At 37.4% G+C, this 17,904-nt stretch carries 17 protein-coding genes; 13 read left to right on the top strand and 4 right to left on the bottom strand.

Annotated features, from left to right (window positions below):
* Positions 1 to 140 precede the first annotated feature (140 nt).
* The 4 genes from ACO5V7_RS04150 to pepF all read left to right on the top strand — a co-directional run bounded on the left by ACO5V7_RS04150 (position 141) and on the right by pepF (position 5,638).
* Positions 141 to 1,517, top strand: coding sequence for an aspartate kinase (locus ACO5V7_RS04150; RefSeq protein WP_485485165.1), 1,377 nt, complete (start codon positions 141 to 143; stop codon positions 1,515 to 1,517).
* 129 nt (positions 1,518 to 1,646) lie between these two features.
* The gene (locus tag ACO5V7_RS04145; protein WP_485485164.1) at positions 1,647 to 3,026 is read left to right on the top strand and encodes a TrkH family potassium uptake protein; all 1,380 of its coding nucleotides are present in this window, start codon (positions 1,647 to 1,649) and stop codon (positions 3,024 to 3,026) included.
* Between the two features lie 12 nt (positions 3,027 to 3,038).
* Positions 3,039 to 3,704 (top strand): potassium channel family protein, encoded by a 666-nt coding sequence (locus ACO5V7_RS04140; protein ID WP_049554663.1) that lies wholly within the window; start codon positions 3,039 to 3,041, stop codon positions 3,702 to 3,704.
* 131 nt (positions 3,705 to 3,835) lie between these two features.
* The gene (gene pepF / locus ACO5V7_RS04135; protein ID WP_485485163.1) at positions 3,836 to 5,638 is read left to right on the top strand and encodes an oligoendopeptidase F; all 1,803 of its coding nucleotides are present in this window, start codon (positions 3,836 to 3,838) and stop codon (positions 5,636 to 5,638) included.
* Between the two features lie 141 nt (positions 5,639 to 5,779).
* Here pepF and ACO5V7_RS04130 read toward each other — a convergent pair whose 3' ends face one another.
* Positions 5,780 to 6,418, bottom strand: a complete 639-nt coding sequence (locus tag ACO5V7_RS04130; protein ID WP_485485176.1) for a DsbA family protein — start codon at positions 6,416 to 6,418, stop codon at positions 5,780 to 5,782.
* Positions 6,419 to 6,581: 163 nt separating this feature from the next.
* Positions 6,582 to 7,166, bottom strand: a complete 585-nt coding sequence (locus ACO5V7_RS04125; RefSeq protein ID WP_485485162.1) for a CYTH domain-containing protein — start codon at positions 7,164 to 7,166, stop codon at positions 6,582 to 6,584.
* Positions 7,167 to 7,298: 132 nt separating this feature from the next.
* Here ACO5V7_RS04125 and yjbM point away from each other — a divergent pair, with 132 nt between their 5' ends.
* Genes yjbM through mgtE form a run of 4 tightly spaced genes read left to right on the top strand, consistent with a single transcriptional unit; the run spans position 7,299 to position 11,073 of the window.
* Positions 7,299 to 7,967: a GTP diphosphokinase gene (yjbM, locus tag ACO5V7_RS04120; protein WP_005605192.1), complete on the top strand. Its 669-nt coding sequence runs from the start codon at positions 7,299 to 7,301 to the stop codon at positions 7,965 to 7,967.
* Positions 7,968 to 7,970: 3 nt separating this feature from the next.
* A complete protein-coding gene (locus ACO5V7_RS04115) occupies positions 7,971 to 8,798 on the top strand; it encodes an NAD kinase (RefSeq protein ID WP_485485161.1) in 828 nt (275 codons plus the stop codon).
* Positions 8,795 to 9,688 carry an RluA family pseudouridine synthase gene (locus ACO5V7_RS04110; RefSeq protein WP_485485160.1) on the top strand — a complete coding sequence of 298 codons (894 nt, stop codon included), beginning with the start codon at positions 8,795 to 8,797 and terminating at the stop codon, positions 9,686 to 9,688. The genes ACO5V7_RS04115 and ACO5V7_RS04110 overlap by 4 nt, the downstream gene beginning before the upstream one ends.
* 17 nt (positions 9,689 to 9,705) lie before the next feature.
* Positions 9,706 to 11,073, top strand: coding sequence for a magnesium transporter (gene mgtE, locus ACO5V7_RS04105; RefSeq protein WP_485485159.1), 1,368 nt, complete (start codon positions 9,706 to 9,708; stop codon positions 11,071 to 11,073).
* Positions 11,074 to 11,508: 435 nt separating this feature from the next.
* On the opposite strand, the gene ACO5V7_RS04100 is transcribed toward mgtE, so the two are convergent.
* The gene (locus tag ACO5V7_RS04100; RefSeq protein WP_485485158.1) at positions 11,509 to 12,318 is read right to left on the bottom strand and encodes a Cof-type HAD-IIB family hydrolase; all 810 of its coding nucleotides are present in this window, start codon (positions 12,316 to 12,318) and stop codon (positions 11,509 to 11,511) included.
* 118 nt (positions 12,319 to 12,436) lie between these two features.
* Here ACO5V7_RS04100 and ACO5V7_RS04095 point away from each other — a divergent pair, with 118 nt between their 5' ends.
* The 3 genes from ACO5V7_RS04095 to ACO5V7_RS04085 all read left to right on the top strand — a co-directional run bounded on the left by ACO5V7_RS04095 (position 12,437) and on the right by ACO5V7_RS04085 (position 14,077).
* On the top strand, positions 12,437 to 13,198 hold the full coding sequence (locus ACO5V7_RS04095; protein WP_485485157.1) for a prolyl oligopeptidase family serine peptidase: 762 nt from the start codon (positions 12,437 to 12,439) through the stop codon (positions 13,196 to 13,198).
* An 11-nt stretch (positions 13,199 to 13,209) separates the two neighbouring features.
* Positions 13,210 to 13,539, top strand: a complete 330-nt coding sequence (locus tag ACO5V7_RS04090) for a metal-sulfur cluster assembly factor (RefSeq protein ID WP_298646273.1) — start codon at positions 13,210 to 13,212, stop codon at positions 13,537 to 13,539.
* A 160-nt stretch (positions 13,540 to 13,699) separates the two neighbouring features.
* Positions 13,700 to 14,077 carry a hypothetical protein gene (locus tag ACO5V7_RS04085; protein ID WP_485485156.1) on the top strand — a complete coding sequence of 126 codons (378 nt, stop codon included), beginning with the start codon at positions 13,700 to 13,702 and terminating at the stop codon, positions 14,075 to 14,077.
* Between the two features lie 288 nt (positions 14,078 to 14,365).
* On the opposite strand, the gene ACO5V7_RS04080 is transcribed toward ACO5V7_RS04085, so the two are convergent.
* Complete coding sequence (locus ACO5V7_RS04080; RefSeq protein ID WP_298647273.1) at positions 14,366 to 14,671, bottom strand: dTDP-glucose 4,6-dehydratase; 306 nt, start codon at positions 14,669 to 14,671, stop codon at positions 14,366 to 14,368.
* A gap of 133 nt (positions 14,672 to 14,804) precedes the next feature.
* Between ACO5V7_RS04080 and ACO5V7_RS04075 the strand changes: the two genes are divergently transcribed.
* Together ACO5V7_RS04075 and ACO5V7_RS04070 are read left to right on the top strand one after the other, a co-directional pair.
* Positions 14,805 to 16,145: an MATE family efflux transporter gene (locus ACO5V7_RS04075; RefSeq protein ID WP_485485155.1), complete on the top strand. Its 1,341-nt coding sequence runs from the start codon at positions 14,805 to 14,807 to the stop codon at positions 16,143 to 16,145.
* A 74-nt stretch (positions 16,146 to 16,219) separates the two neighbouring features.
* The gene (locus ACO5V7_RS04070) at positions 16,220 to 17,884 is read left to right on the top strand and encodes a formate--tetrahydrofolate ligase (protein ID WP_485485154.1); all 1,665 of its coding nucleotides are present in this window, start codon (positions 16,220 to 16,222) and stop codon (positions 17,882 to 17,884) included.
* Positions 17,885 to 17,904: the final 20 nt, after the last annotated feature.

Genomic DNA, 17,904 nt, shown 5'->3' with positions numbered 1-17,904 from the left:
ACTAACAAACTCGAATGATAAATACAAGTTTTCAAGACTGTTTCTGTTTAAAAGACAAATGTATATAAATAGTGGAAAATCATTGCGTTCCATTCATTAATTTGGTAGTCTAGGTACATTGAAAAATAAGGAAGTGTCATATGAAAGTAATCAAATTTGGTGGAAGCTCTTTAGCCAATGCCACTCAATTAAGAAAGGTCTTTAATATTGTAAAATCCGATTCAAGTCGTAAAATTGTGGTTGTTTCAGCACCAGGAAAACGTACCTCGGATGATGAAAAAGTAACAGACCTTCTCATCCAATTAGCAACTTCTCATATTGAAGGAAATTATGATGAAGAAGTATTAAAAAAAATCTTAGTCCGTTATAAAGAAATCTGCGATGAATTAGAATTAAAACCAGAAGTGTTTGAACTCGTTCGAATTCATTTTAAAAACTTAAAAGAAAGAAACGACCTATCCTCTGAATATTTAATGGATGCTTATAAAGCAAGCGGAGAAGACTTAAATGCTCGTCTTATCGCTTCTTACTTTAACCAAGAAGGTTTTGCTGCTAAATACGTTGGGCCTCGGGAAGCCAAACTTTGGGTGAGCGATACTCCAGGGGAAGCTCGCGTTTTAGAAGAAAGCTATCATGAATTAGAGTACTTACAACTAACAAATGAAGTGATTGTTTTCCCAGGATTCTATGGGGTAACAAAAGAAGGGAAAATCGTAACGTTCTCTCGTGGAGGATCAGATATTACAGGATCTATTTTAGCCAATGCCGTGAACGCTGAAGAATACGAAAACTTTACAGACGTAGATGCCATTTATGTAGCAAGTCCAAAAATTGTTCATAAACCACTCCCTATCGATGTATTATCTTATACAGAAATGCGTGAGTTATCATACGCTGGTTTTTCAGTATTCCATACAGAAGCACTTCTTCCTTCTATCAAAAAAGGAATCCCGGTACATGTATGTAATACCAACAATCCTGAAGCAAGTGGAACCTACATTATGAAAGGGAAGGTGACTTCTCCAAATGTTATTTCCGGTATTGCAAGCTCACCAGGTTTCGTAAGTATTTACGTGAAGAAATACTTAATGAACCATGAGATTGGTTTCCTTCGTAAAGTATTGACGATTTTTGAAGAAGAAGGCATTTCCATTGAACATATTCCAACGGGAATTGATGATGCGACAATTATCATTCGTGGGGAAGATGCTACCGATGAGCAATTAGAGTCTATTGTAGAGCGATTCTATGCTGAATTAGATGTAGACGAAGCAAGCTTTACACGTGGACTTTGCTTGATTATGTTAGTAGGGGAAGGGATGGTCAACATGGTCGGTACTACTGCTCGTGTGGCTTCAACTCTTGCTCGTACTCAAATCAATATTGAATTATATAACCAAGGGGTATCTGAGGTTTCGATGATGTTTGGTATTTTGGACCAATATGAAAAAAAAGCCATCCGTGCGCTATATGATGAATTTTTCGGTGAAGAAAAAGAATATCAAGTGGTGGAATAATTTTTCCTCTCCATATTAAAATGAAACATTAACGGTTGTAATTAATCAATAGGAAGAGTAGAATATCGAATATATTCTGCTCTTTTTATTTTGAGCGCAGTATTATTGTTTAGAATAGGAGGGACGAAGATGATTCGTTTCTTATTGAAAGATTCCATTCCAAAAAGGATTGCAGCAAGTTTTGCCATTGTGATTTTGGTGGGATCATTACTACTTAATTTGCCGATTTCGCAAATAGCGACCTCACAGGCCACGTATTTTGACCATTTATTTACTACCGTATCGATGGTGTGTGTAACGGGTCTATTTACGCAACCAGTAGCTGAAACGTATAATGTTTTTGGCCAGATTATTTGTATGATTCTGATGCAAATAGGAGGCTTAGGGTTGATGAGTATCATAGCTTTTTTCCTTTATGATTCTGGCAAGAAGATGTCCTTAGTCGATAAATTAGCCCTGCAAGATAGTTTGAACCGAGAAGATGGTCAGGATTTCAAAAAATATTTAGCAACGATTTTTAAATATACTTTCGTTATTGAATTGATTGCAGCAGTTATTCTATCTTTTCGTTTCGTTCCTGAACTAGGAATCGGAAAGGGAATCTTCACAGCATTTTTCTTAGCCATCTCCGCTTTTTGTAATGCGGGATTTGATAATTTAGGTTCAAATAGTCTGATTAACTATGCAACGGATCCACTATTGAATTTAGTCATTGCAGCTCTTATTATTCTTGGTGGGATAGGTTTTTCAGTTTGGTTTGATTTCAAAAACAGTTATTTATCTATGCGAGAATCTACAAAGAGCAAAAAGAAAAAATCATTCTGCCGACGATTGCATTATCATACGAAGATAGTTCTTTGGCTAACTGGGATTATTCTCTTAAGTGGAACGGTTTTAACCATGTTGACGGAATGGAATAACCCAAATACGATAGGTAATCTATCATTTTTAGATAAATTGCTTGTCAGCTTCTTTCAAACAGTGACGATGAGAACGGCAGGATTTGCTTCGATTGATTACACAACAGCGCATCCAACTAGCCTTCTTTTATATTCTATTCAAATGCTAATTGGAGGTTCTCCTGGTGGGACTGCCGGTGGGGTGAAGACGACAACTTTCTTAGTTGTTCTCTTGTTTATTCGCTCAGAAGTATATGACGAGCGTATGATTCAATTTAGAAATCATCGTATTTCTCAAGAATTGGCGAGAAAAGCTTTAACGATTTTTATCGTATTTACTACATTAATTCTAACGAGTGTATTCTTACTCAGCTTAACGGATCCAGATGTTCCATTGTTATATACTTTATTTGAAACTATTTCAGCGGTATGTACAGTAGGAGTAACAGCGAATTTAACACCGACGCTATCTTTTCTAGGAAAAATTGTGATTATGTTGTTGATGTTTATTGGGCGTATCGGACCATTAACGGTTCTGTTAAGTTTTTCAAACAGAAAGAAAAAAACACTCGACATGAAGTATGCAAAAGCACCATTAATAATTGGATAGAAAGTAGGAATTATGATGAGAAAAACAGTTGGTATTTTAGGATTAGGCGTATTCGGGATGACCATTGCTAAACAACTAAGTGACTATGATTGCGACATTATTGCTGTGGACCGTGATGAAATTAACGTCAATCGTATTGAATCGCTGGTCACAAAAGCAGTGATTGCTGATGTTACAGATGAAGATGTTTTAAAAGAAATTGGAATCGGCGACTGCGATACAGTTGTGGTTGCTACAGGTTCGAGTTTAGAAGCGAGTATTTTAGCAGTAATGCACTGCAGTCGACTTGGTGTTCCTGAAATTATTGCCAAAGCAAAAAGCCGTACAACAACAGAAATCTTAACGAAGATGGGTGCGCAACGTGTGGTAAACCCAGAAAAGGAAACAGGAATTCGTCTCGTAAAGAACATTCTTCACCATAAACTAGCTGAGGTGATTGCTCTCGATGGCAATATCTCGCTTGTGGAATTTTATCCGCCAAAATCATGGGTTGGAAAACAACTAAGCGATTTAGACTTACGTAAAGATTATGATTTGAACTTAATTGGATATCGTGAAGGAAAGGATGAATCGTTGAATACAAAAGTGTTTGCAGAATTTCTCATTCGTGAGGATGTCATTCTTGTAGCGATTATCGGAACGGATAGTTTAGACAAAGCCACTTTCCTTGAAGACTAATTAACGAGATCAGGTGAATCAAAAGCGATTCATTTGGTCTCTTTTTCTTTAAAAATGGATTCAAACCCTTTCCAAAGCATCCATTTCATAGTACACTATGACTATCAACTTTTTAGAAAGTAGGGATGACAATGGCCAATAAAAAACCATTAAGACGTGAAGACGTTCCTGTAGAATTGACATGGGACCTTTCCGCAATTTACGAATCAAACGAAGGATTTGAAAAGGATTTAGAATTTGTAAAATCACAAATTCCAGCAGTAGCCGCTGCAAAAGATACAGCACTAAAAGACGGGGAATCATTATTAGCGTTCTTAAATCTTTTAAACGTAGTGGATGATAAGATTGAAACAGCTTATGTTTACTCACATTTAAAAGCAGACCAAGATACTTCAAATAACGAAAATCAAGTCTTAAACCAACGTGCGTTCTCTACATATATTGATTTTTCAGGCGCTTCTGCATGGTTTAGTCCAGCAATCTTAGCATTATCCGATGAAGAGTTCGAAGAATATTTCAAACAAGAACCAGGACTAGAAGACTTCCGTGTATTATTAGAAACAGCGCGTATTAAAAAAGGTCACGTGCTTTCAGATAAAGAAGAAGCTTTACTATCAAAAGCAAGTGAAGTGTTCCAAGGCGCAAGCAAAACGTTCAATTTATTAAATAATGCTGACATCAAGTTTGACGAAATCACAACTGAAGATGGTGAAAAAGTTGAATTGACAAACGGAAACTACTCAGTATATATCGAATCTAAAAATCAAGCTGTTCGTAAGGAAGCATTCGAAACATTATACAAACCATACATCAACTTAAAAAATACATTCGCAAGCACACTTGGTACCGAAGTGAAAGGTCATAACTTCAGCGCTCTAGTCCATAACTATGATTCAGCTCGCCAAGCAGCACTTGCTTCAAACCAAGTTCCAGAAGAAGTGTACGATGCTTTAGTAGAAGTGGTAAACGAAAAATTACCATTACTACACCGTTATATTGCATTACAACAAAAAGCATTAGGCTTAGATGAATTGCATATGTATGACTTATATGTAACAATTACAGGTGATGCTCCAATTAAATATAATTACGAAGAAGCAGCAAAAGCAAGTCGTGAAGCCTTACTACCACTTGGAGAAGAATATGCTGAAATCATGAAAAAAGCTTATGCTGATCGTTGGATTGACGTTGCTGAAAACATCGGTAAACGTAGTGGTGGATACTCAAGTGGGGCATACTCAACAGCACCATACATCTTGTTGAACTGGCATGATGAATTATCAAACTTCTTCACATTAGTTCATGAGTTAGGACATAGTGCTCACAGCTACTTCACTCGTAATACTCAACCAAAACAATACGGAGATTACTCAATCTTCTTAGCAGAAATTGCTTCTACAACAAACGAAAATATCTTAACAGATTACTTGTTGAAGAAACATACAGATAAAGAAGCGCAAAAATATATCTTAAACAACTATTTACACCGCTTCAAATCAACCATTTTCCGTCAAACACAATTTGCGGAATTTGAACATCAAATCCACTTAATGGATCAACAAGGTCAACCATTAACGCAAGAATCTCTTGCAAAAGTATATGGAGAAATCAACGCTAAATACTATGCGAATGTCATCCAAGATGAACAAATTGCATACGAATGGGCTCGTATTCCTCATTTCTACATGAATTACTATGTATTCCAATATGCAACTGGTATGGCTGCAGCAACTGCTTTATCAGATAAAATTTTACATGGGACTCCTGAAGATTTAGAAGCTTACTTAAACTACTTACGTGCAGGACGTAGTGATGCTCCTATTGAAGTCATGAAGAAAGCTGGAGTAGATATGACGAAGAAAGATTACTTATATGATGCATTTGATGTATTTGAAAAACGTCTATCTCAATTAGAAGCTTTAATGAGTGAATAATCTCAAAAATTAATTGGTTCTAAAACACAAAAAGGTTCGTAAGAAATTTTCTTACGAACCTTTTTTGTTTTAAAAGAAATAATGGGAAGCTAATAATTTTTTATAAAAAAAGCCCAACTAGAAACCCTAGTTGGCAGATAATTAATAGCGATTTAAATTCATATTGACCACTTTATCAAATTTTTGAGGTTCATTTGTATGTGTTCCTACTAATTTTTTTGTAGAGTGATACCCTGGTAAAGGATCACCATTACAAATTTCAGAAATAGTTTCAGCTGTAATGCTACTAGCTAAGAGTAATCCATAAGGTTGATTAGAGTTATCAAAAATAACAAGGGAAGGTGTATGTGTAACATTCATCTCTTGCGCAATTTGAAGATCTCGATCATAGGCTTTTTTTACAGCGGAGCTAGATTTATCCTCGTAAAACATCTTTTTATCAATTTCAACTTTATTTAATATTTCTTCTAACAAGTCATCATTATATGCTCGTTTATGTTGATGAATTTGTTGTTGTAATTCAATCAAAAATTGATGTCCAAGACGTTTTCCTTGTAAAAGTGCAGCTTTATAAGAGAGGGCTGCATCATAAATCTTCATGTATATATCATTTCGTAAATCTAAATCCGTTACAGGTAATTTTTGGTTTTTCATATATTGATTAACGGTCTGTAAATTATGAAATGTTAAAAAGTGATAATGCACTTTAAATTCAGAATTACGTACAAATTTTAGTAATTCATTTTCACAGCGATAACAGTATGTTCCCAAGGGATTCACGAATAAAAATAATTCGAAAATCTTTTCGTGTGAAGTGTTTTTTGATAGATTTTTTGTTTCGTAGGTACTCAAAATCCGACACCTCTGTTCCTCTAACTTTATTTTTGTAACTTTATTGTAACATAGTTCCTAAAAAATTCAGAATAAAATGCGGTTTTCTCTCTTAGGAGGAGATACTTGAAAGGGCGCGTTTAATTTTACTTTCTGCTTGTTCTCGTTGAATCTGATACTTTTGAAGAATCTGCAAAAAGACTTCTTCCCCCAATGAGAGATTCTGAACTTCCATTTCCATTTCATAGTCCACTTTTCCGTTATAGTAACTTTCATCTAGAACAAGCCATTCGTTATTAGATAAGGGACCTTCAAATCGATGAGTGGTTAATAGAGAAATTTGTTTGACTTTTTCGATAAAGACTCCGTTACTTTCTAATGCTTCTTTTATGGATAAAGGAAGTGAAAATTGCTTTTGTTCATTGTATTTAAGAAGCATTTCAACAGGCATTTCATGAGTGAATTCCAATACTTCTAGACTTGATTGAGGAATTTTTAAAGTGATTTCTCCAACGGTTTTTCCCTCAACAATTCGAATACGGAGTGCCATTTTATGAGATTGGAGGATTCCATCCCAATCATAATAACTATTGGTTTGGGTAATCTCTTTAGTTAAGAGGGACTTAAAATTCTCTAGAAGCGAATGATATTGGCTCTTGGTCAGTAAATTTTTAAATTCTCTTTCTACTTGTAACAATCATATTCCTCCTTCAGCATTCTATTATATCTCAAAATAATGGATAATTGAAAAAAATCGCATTAATTAGTCAAGCTTTTACATAAAATATGGTATGATAGAGAACGGAAATGAAAAAAAGTAGGTGGAAATATGGAAAAGTTGGAAACGCCGCTTGTAGAAGATTGGGAAGCCTTTCTAGCTCCGTATTATCAAGCAATTGAAGAATTAAAAATTAAATTAAAAGGGATACGTCGTCAGTATCGTCAAGAAGGAAGACATGCTCCGATTGAATTTATCACAGGTCGTGTGAAGACGCCAGAGAGTATTCTAGAAAAGATGCAAGTTCGTAATATTCCTAGAGAAGAATTTCTCGAAGGCGTACAAGATATTGCTGGACTTCGTATTATGTGTCAATTCGTTGATGATATTTACGAAGTTGTTCGTCTAATTCGTCAAAGAAACGACTTTGAAATCGTGATTGAACGAGATTACATTCAAAATAAAAAAGCGAGTGGATATCGTTCTTACCACCTTGTGTTGGAGTATCCTGTTCAACGAATTGAAGGGGAAACGAAGATATTAGTAGAAATTCAAATTCGTACACTAGCAATGAATTTTTGGGCGACGATTGAGCACTCTTTAAACTATAAATATAAAGGAGAATTCCCTGAAGCGATTCATGAACGATTAGAACGTGCAGCGGAAGCGGCCTTTTTACTCGATGAGGAAATGTCTGAAATCAGAGAGGAAATTCAGGAAGCTCAGTATATTTTTGCAATATGTAAGGAAAATCAAAGAAAAAGAAAGAAACGGAGGTAGGTCATGAAAGTCGGTTTATATGGAAATCAATCAGAAAAAACGAAAGAAGTCATGAATGCCTTTAATCATCTTTGCCAACAAGGGGAATTTACTAGAGATGATGAACATCCGGATATTGTGATTACAGTTGGTGGGGACGGAACTCTTTTAGGAGCTTTTCATCATTATCGCAATCAATTAGATCAGATCCGATTTGTTGGGATTCATACTGGGCACCTCGGATTTTATACGGATTGGCGCAATTATGAAGTGGATGAATTAATTGAGTCATTAAAGAAGGACGAAGGGGAGCGAGTCAGCTATCCTTTGCTCGACGTTACTGTGAAGTTAAAAAATGGTGAAACTGCTCATTATTCAGCTTTAAATGAAGCCACTTTACGTAAAGTAAACGGTACGTTATTTTGCCAAGTTTTTATAAATGGTGATTTGTTTGAAAACTTCCGTGGAGATGGTCTTTGCATTGCGACACCAACCGGATCAACCGGCCTCAGCAAGTCTCTAGGGGGAGCAGTCGTGCATCCACGTGCTGAAGTAATGCAAATGACAGAGATGGCGTCTATTAATAATCGAGTTTATCGTACTCTCAGCTCACCAATGATTTTCGCCAAAGATAATGTGTTGACTGTACGTCCTGAAAGTGAAGAAGGAATGGTCATGGCGATTGATCATTTAACTTATGATGGTAATGAGATAGAAGAGATTCAATTAAAAATTAGCAAGGAACGGATTTCATTTGCGGCTTACCGCCACACTCCATTCTGGGACCGAGTAGAAGATGCATTTATTGGTTCTCGTGAAGTGAATTGTAATGGAAGTGAGGAAGTCCGTTGATTTTAACGTGGAATTACCCATACGAGTATCCGATGATGATGCGTTCTTTTCTGCAAGAAGTAGGCATTTCAAGAACGTTTTTAGCACATGTCAAATTGCACGGAGAATTACTTGTCAATGGCCGTCATGAGATTGTTTTGAAAACACTGCGTCCTGGGGATGTCCTCACAATGGTGATACCGCCGTCTGGAGAACATGAAACGGTCATTCCAAGTGAAGTTCCGATAGACATTTTGTATGAAGACGAATATTTACTCATTATCAATAAGCCTGTCGGAACGGCTTCGATTCCGTCTAAGTTACATCCAGACCATTCAATGGCGAATCGCGTTAAAGGATACTATAAGAGACGTGGGTATGCGGATCAAATTACCCATGTGGTGACGCGACTTGACCGAGATACAACAGGAGTTATGATGTTTGCCAAACACCGCGTTGTACATGCGTGGATGGATCAAGCGTTGCGAGAAAAAACAATTCAAAAAAAATACTTAGCATTAGTACATGACACTTCAACTCTAGAAGCGCATGGATTTATCAATGCACCTATTGGTCGTCATGAAGGCTCTATTATTAATCGTTGTGTATCAGAAGATGGAAAACCTTCCTTAACCGAATATTGGAAGAGGGAAACACTTGTTGAAGCAGAACTTGTTGAAATTTTATTACACACTGGTCGTACGCATCAGATTCGTGTTCATTTCTCGTGGCTTGGGGCTCCGCTTGTGGGGGATGATTTATATGGTGGGGTTAAAGACGAACTTTTAGACCGACAAGCTTTGCATTGTCACTCACTTACTTTTATTCATCCGATGACAAAAAAAGAACTGATAATAGAAGCTCCACTCCCTAAAGATATGAGTCAGTGGATTGAAGCGCATAAGAAGTAAAGAGAGGAGAATCACCATTGAACGAAATTGTTTATGAATTTGAAGATATTTTAGAACAAATTCAACATACTTTAGCAACAGAAGATAAACAGCAATTCAGAGAAATCTTCTTTGAAAACCATACTTACGACCAGGCACAGCTTTACTTGAGTTTGACCTTAGAAGAGAGAAAGCTGGCTTACCAATATTTAACTCCTGAAGAGATGGCAATGGTGTTCGAACTACTAGAAGAAGACGTAGAAGACGTGGAAGAGTATTTAAATGAAATGGACGAAGCCTATGCCTCACGAATGCTTGCGGAAATGTATTCTGATAATGCGGTAGACGTGTTAAAGCAAGTAGGGGAAGAAAATGTCCGTACATACTTACGCTTGATGCCACATAAAACGGCAAGTGAACTCCGTCAATTATTGAACTACGAAGATGAAACAGCAGGTGCGATGATGACGACGGAATTTATCGCCGTGCATGAATCTGATACATTAAAAACAGCGATGGCGACGGTTAAACGATTTGCTGAAGATGCTGAAACTATCTACTATGTGTATGTTACTGACGATGAGAATCATTTAACCGGGATTCTTACATTGAAAGACTTAATCGTGAAACCTGATGAAAAGCTCGTCAAAGATATCATGATAGACCGTGTCGTAACGGTGCATGTAAATGATGCGCAAGAAGAAGTAGCACAAACGATTAAAGACTACGATTTCCTTGCTATTCCGGTTGTTGATGATACGAATACGCTAGTCGGGATAATCACAGTCGATGATGCCCTAGACGTTATCGAAGAAGAAGCGACTAGTGACTATTCAGGTCTGGCTGGGGTAAACGTTGATGAAGCACACCAAGGCGTGTGGGCAGGCATTGTCAATCGCTTGCCAGGGATTATGACTCTTCTCATTATGGGAACAGTGACAGCATTCCTGTTCAGACATTATGAGCCGCTGATTCAACAAGCAAGTATCTTTGCAATCTTTATTACATTAATTACTGGTACTGCTGGTAATACAGGGACACAATCTCTTGCAGTTGCGATTCGTAAGATTGGGCTTCATGAGGAAGAGCAGTCTTTTTGGAAAGTCCTCGTGCAAGAAGGGACGACAGGTCTAGGAATCGGATTGATTTCTGGGGTAGTTGTGTTTGGAATTGTGAGTCTATGGCAAGGGAATATTGTACTTGGTGGCATTATCGGTTTTGCGATGTTTGCTTCGATTTTCGTTGCTGCATTAACAGGGACTTGTATTCCGTTCTTATTAGATAAATTTAACTTTGATCCTTCCATTGCCAGTGGACCATTCATTACCACTGTTAACGATTTAACAACTGTATTTGTTTATTTCACGATTGTAAGTCAATTTATCTCGGTGTATTTAGTAAAATAGAAGATGATATAGCATATAAACAATATCGTTTATATGCTATAATTTCATTCTGAAATTAAATAGGCTGACTACCTATCTCTGGCGTGGAAAGTTAGAATATGTAACTGAAAAAAAGAGAATCCTATGTATTCGAAAGCTTTATTAGATGAAATCATTCATCTTTTTACATGAATGAATAAAATTAAATTTTTTAGAAATATTGCTCCCAAATTAACATCTTCTGAAACAAATGTAAGAAAAAAGGATATCCCTGGGGATATCCTTTTGTTTTGTTGAAGTTCCGTTAAAGAATAGGTAGTAGTTGAGCTCGAAAAAGCAGAAGTTCAAGCATCTCGAGTTTAGTCCGCGTAGTCTTTCAGACCGCTTATGGCTAAACTATGAATCTTTAGCTAATATTCTCACTGCCAATGTTAGCTAGACGACTTTTCTCACATCCTATAATTTAAAGTAATCTTGCAAATATTTCGCTAAACCATTTTGATCATTGGTGAATGGAGTAATGGCATTTGCCACATTCTTTAATTCGTTGATTCCATTTTGCATAGCAACACCATGTCCTGCGTATTGAATCATTTCCATATCATTGTCCTCATCACCAAAGGCCAGAATATCCTTTTGATGAATATCATAATAACGAGAAAGATGTTCTACGGCCTTTGCTTTATGGATGCCGCTTGTAATCACCTCTAGACAAGGGTAACTTCCACCCCAAGTTCTAACTTCAATACCATTATTGTAACGATGTAAAATTTTCTTCTTGATTTCAGATTGTAATTCTAAGTCAGAGAATAACGCTACCGCTGTAGGTTTTTCTTTTAATTTAGTTGTTGGATGAATCAATAATGGTTTCTGGTCTTTTGGATAATATGGACAATCGGGCAGCTCTGTAATATTTGAATACATCAATTCAGTTCCTTCAACCATCAAATAATCCACTGGTAGAGTCTTGTTAAAAGCAACTAAGTCTAAAACAAGTTCAGTATCCAATGTGATATGATAGCGTCCATCCCATTCTGGCTTGCTTGGAATATGACAGAGGGCACCATTGAAATTTACAATAGGACCTCCAAGATTCAATTGGTTGTATATTTCTTTTGAGCTACGATAAGGACGACCGGTAACAATAGCAACTTTATGACCTAGTTTTTGAACGGCATGAAGAGTGTCAATCGTTTCTTGTGTTAGTTCAGAATTTGCGTTTAAAGTAGTTCCATCTAAATCGATGGCAATTAATTTTTGATTCATAAATACTCCTTTCAAATAGGGTTATATAAATTGGAAACTTGAGGTTAAAGTTTCATTTTAGTACAATATCTGTATAAGTGTACCATATTTTCAATAAAATAAGAAGAAAGAGGAAGTTATGATTCAAATTGATTATCGTGAAGTAAATGGAATTCCATACGCTGAAGTGGTGGATGCATCCTTAAAAGACCAAGTTCTTCCAATCGTTGTGTTCTATCATGGTTGGACCGGTAGTAAAGACCGTGTTGTAACCATTGGAGTTGAACTCGCTAAGCGCGGTATTCGTGCGATTTTACCAGACCAACTCTTACACGGAGACCGTGGTGTGCGTCTGATTGACGGTGAAATCTGGGAAATTGTGGCTAATAATATTAAAGAACTTTCTATTATAAAAGAAGAAATGAGACAACGCGGGCTCTTAGACGAAGCGAAGTTTGGGGTGTCTGGTTTAAGTATGGGTGGTATTTCAACCTATGCTTTGTTCAATCAATATTCAGATATTACAGCAGCAGCGAGTTTAATGGGAAATGCGGATCCTGCTCGTTTTGCTAAATGGACAATTTCATCGGTTTGGATGACAGGAGCAACGCAGGAGCAATGTGAAGCATTAGAAGCAGAAATTGAAAAGAACAAAGCCTTCTTAGATGCAATGGCGCTTGCAAAACATCCAGAACATATTAATAATCGTCCATTATTCTTATGGCATGGAACAGCGGATGATAAAGTGCCGTATGAATTAAATAAAGAATTTTTTGAAACGATTAAAGATGAAGCATACGCGAAAAATGTAGAATGGCACGAAACACCAGGTGAAGGGCATCGTGTACCACACCAAGTGTTTGAAGCCGTTGCAGACTTTTTCCAAAAAGTATTTCAATAGGAGAGAAGAAGATGACAGAAGAAAATAAAAATGCTGCAGAAGCAATGCAAGAGAAGATTTTAGAAGCGTTGGAGACAGTGATTGACCCAGAGCTTGGAATTGATATCGTCAATCTTGGACTTATTTACCGTGTGGATTTAAATGAAGAAGGACATTGCCAAGTGGATATGACATTGACAACGATGGGATGTCCACTAGCAGATATTATTACAGATGAGATTCATCGCGCATTAGCAGAGATTGAAGAAGTGAAGACAATCGATGTGAAATTGGTTTGGTATCCAGCATGGAGCCCAGATAGAATGTCACGCTATGCAAGAATTGCGTTAGGTATTCGATAAGACAAAATCCCCACGGATGTGGGGATTTTTTGTGCAAAGTGAAGTCAATTTTGACATTATAAAAAGTATACATTTTCTTGCTAAAAATAATAAAAATGTGATTTATCTTTGAATTTTAATGTGATATACTGAATATATTCTAAAGACGAGGAGATAAGTTATGGGTATTAGAGAATTTTTCAGAGCAAAAACGGTAGCAGAATATTTAGAAGCAAGAAAAGATCCTGAAAAAATGAAGGAATTATCTGACAGAACTTGGAAAGATATAGCAAAGAACACAGTTAATGGTCCTAAAGAGTACAAGGAAGAATTAAAACGAAAAGAAATGGCTAATAATGCAGTAAAATGTCCTGTTTGTGGAACTATAAATGTTGAATTTTTACAACAAGATAAAAAATCTTTTTCAGCTGGGAAAGCGATTGCTGGTGCTGCTCTGACAGGTGGTATTGGAACTTTGGCTGGTTTTGCAGGTAAGAAAGGAAAGTTACAATGGCATTGTAAAGAATGCGGTTCTCTTTTTGAGACAAAGAAGAAATAATTAGAACGGTTCGGACTGAATATAATTGAAAAGATTAGGTGATTAATTACTACCTAATCTTTTTTTGTTGTAACTTTTTAGCTCAAAATTGAAAAAGACTCAGCGCATGGAGAGTCTTGTTGCTTTTGGAAAGTGTATTGTTATCAGGGTTATATAGAGTCACGTAGTTGAACTCGGGCTCACAGGACTGACGTCCACTTCCCGTAGTATCCGCACGACTTGTGCCAAGTCCTTTGCGTTACTCCGGTCCAGTGATTCAGTCCTGAGCGTTCGCCCTCGTATCCTGTTTTATTCTTCCCCAGGTCGCATTGGTCTCTTGTACTTACTTTTTGATTCTTGTCGGATGATGGTATGTGGGGATTTGCGTCCCGCATTTGAGTTTCGAAAGAGCATTTGCATTTTTTCATCGTCGAAGAGTTCAAGGTTTTGATCGACGAAGTGACTCGCATCAGCTTTCCAATCCGAATGGTAGTAATTAAATAATTCGGCCATAGCGACAGTTTTGTCGGTGGCGCTCCCTTTAAATTCAGGGTCTGTTACATCTGTTAAGTATTGTTGCATTTTTGCAATTCTATTTTTATCAAAATCTGCCATAAGATTCGCCTCTTTTCAGTCTTATTTTAGCATAGATGCTATTTTCTTAAAAGAAATTTTTTTAAACCTCTGTTCATTTTAAGAGGAATGTTTTATACTATGACTTGCTAAATTTTGAAGAGGAGGGTGTCTCATGGCTAAAGATATGACGAGTGGGAAACCACTAAAATTGATTTGGAATTTTACAATCCCGCTATTAATTGGAAACATATTCCAACAATTATACAATATGGCGGATACCTTTATCGTAGGTCGTACCATTGGTGTGCATGCGTTAGCTGCGGTTGGATCTACTGGAAGTATTGTCTTTTTAATCATTGGGTTTGCGACAGGGTTAACGGCTGGTCTTGCGATTCCATTAGCGCAACGGTTTGGTGCCAAAGATTATAAGGGCGTTAAACATAGCTTTTATGTTTCTATTTTAATTTCGATTGCTGTGGCGATTGTATTAACCGCATTGAGTATGATTTTCTGTCGACAGATTCTAGAAATCATGCAGACACCATCCGAGATTATTGATGGAGCTTATGATTATTTAATCGTCATATTTGGCGGTATTTTCTCCTCAATGGCTTATAATTTACTATCGAATATTTTCCGATCAATTGGAGATGCGAAAACTCCTTTATATTTTCTAGTAATGGCGTGTGTGATGAATATTATTTTGGATATCGTCTTTATTGCTGTTTTTGGAATGGGAGTTGAAGGGGCAGGTTATGCAACGGTTTTCTCGCAAATCTTCTCAGCAGTGGCCTGCATTGTTTATATTTGGAAGAAAATTCCAGTATTGCGCTTAACGAAGGAAGATCTTGTTGCGACGAAACGAAATATAAGGGAACATTGTCGTATTTCATTCCCGATGGCTTTCCAAGCTTCGATTATTGCCATCGGAACGATTATGGTTCAAATTGCATTGAATCAGTTAGGACCGACTTCGGTTGCGGCACACACAGCAGCACAAAAGATTGACCAGTTAGCGATTCTTCCCATGATGTCGTTTGGAGTCACGATGGCCACCTATTCAGCACAAAACTTTGGTGCAAAGAAATACGATCGTATTTGGCTTGGTGTGCGTGAATGTATCAAATTATCATTGACATTTGCCATTGCGGTAGGGATTATTTTAAATCTATTTAGTCCGATTCTTATTCGTGCCTTCGTAGGAGAGGGACATGAGGATGTTGTAGAATTAGGAAGACTATTCTTCCTTACGAATGGAACAACGTATAGTTTCCTTTCATTACTCTTTATTTATCGCTATACCTTACAAGGGGTTGGAAAAACATTCACACCGACCTTGGCTGGAATTATGGAACTCATTATGCGTTCTGTAGCAGCAATGATTCTTTCAAATATATACGGATTCGTTGGAGCAACAGTTGCTAATCCAATGGCATGGTTTGGTTCAATGGTCCCACTTATGATTGCGTATTATATCTTTAAAAATAAGATTCAAAATGGAGCAGAGCAGTAGTATCAAGCTACTGTTCTTTTTTTGCTTCAAATTATGGTATAATAAAACGAATATGCATATAGCGTGGTGACTTCATGAAAACAGATATTAAAATTGCACAGGAAAACCAAATGCAACCCATCACAGTGATTGCGGAAAAGCTTCATTTAACTACTGATGAAATAGAACCATATGGAAAATACAAAGCAAAGATTGATAAGACTGATATTCATAACCAAGAGAATTTTGGGAAACTGATTTTAGTGACATCGATGAACCCGACTCCTGCTGGAGAGGGAAAGTCTACAGTAACAGTTGGGCTTGGGGACGCACTTACGGCTATTGGAAAGAAAACAGCCATTGCACTTCGTGAACCATCTCTAGGACCAACTCTTGGACTCAAAGGGGGAGCTACAGGTGGCGGTTATGCGCAAGTTGTTCCCATGGAAGAAATCAATTTGCATTTCACAGGTGATATGCATGCCCTAACGACAGCAACAAACCTGTTATCTGCCATCATCGATAATCATATTCATCAAGGAAATGAATTAGAAATCGATCCTAGCCGCATTGTTTGGAAGCGGGCCTTGGACTTAAATGACCGAGCGTTGCGAGAAACTAAAATCGGACTGGGAGGTCCAGTAAATGGAACACCGCGTAAAGACGGTTTTGATATTACGGTCGCAACCGAAATGATGGCGGTACTTTGCCTGGCGAGTGATTTAAGTGACTTGCAACGACGCGTTTCAAATATTCTCGTGGCGTATACAAAATCAGGAGAACCTGTTACCGTGTTTGATTTAGGTGCGGAGGGAGCAATTACTGCATTACTCAAAGAGGCGATGAAGCCTAACCTTGTGCAGACATTGGAACATACACCGGCCATTGTTCATGGGGGGCCATTTGCTAATATCGCACACGGCTGTAATAGTGTGGTGGCGACGAGAATGGCATTGACACTTGCAGATTATGTAGTGACCGAAGCGGGGTTCGGGGCTGACCTTGGTGCGCAGAAATTCCTCGATATTAAAGTTCCTGTTCTTGGAAAAAATCCAGATGCAGTTGTACTTGTAGCGACCATTCGTTCGACGAAAATGCATGGTGGTGTTTCGCTCGATGAACTCGCAATTGGTGAAAATCTCGAGGCGATTCGTGAAGGTTTCAAAAATGTACGAAAACATATCGAAAACTTACAAGCTTATGGTTTACCAATCGTTGTAGCCTTAAATGAATTTTTAACAGATACAAAAGATGAACAAGCCCTCTTTATGGAATTATGCCATGAGATGGGTGTGGATTGTGTTCTTACGAGTGTGTGGGAACATGGAAGTCAAGGCGGGTTGGCGCTAGCAGAGAAAGTGGTCCATTTATGTGATACGGAATTGACTTTCCAAGCAACGTATGATATGAATGCGACGATTCGTGAAAAAGTTGAAACGATTGCCAAGAACATTTATGGTGCTACAAATATTCATTATTCAGACGAAGCACTTACACAATTGAAGGAATTCGAAAAACAGGGATGGAACCATCTGAATGTGTGTATTGCCAAAACGCCATACTCATTCTCAGATAATGCGAAATTAAAAGGACGACCAACAGATTTCGATATTACGATTCGTTATTTCGTCCCTAAACTCGGTGCTGGATTTATTGTAGCGTTAACGGGAACAGTTTTAACAATGCCGGGACTTCCTAAAATTCCAGCAGCACTTGTAATTAGTGTTGATGACAATGGGAAAATTCAAGGGTTATATTAAGAGACTTGAAAGGAGTTTGC

The sequence above is a fragment of the Granulicatella sp. genome (genome assembly GCF_057274575.1).
The sequence above is the reverse complement of the archived record's forward strand: the minus strand, read 5'-3'. Positions and strand labels throughout refer to the sequence as shown.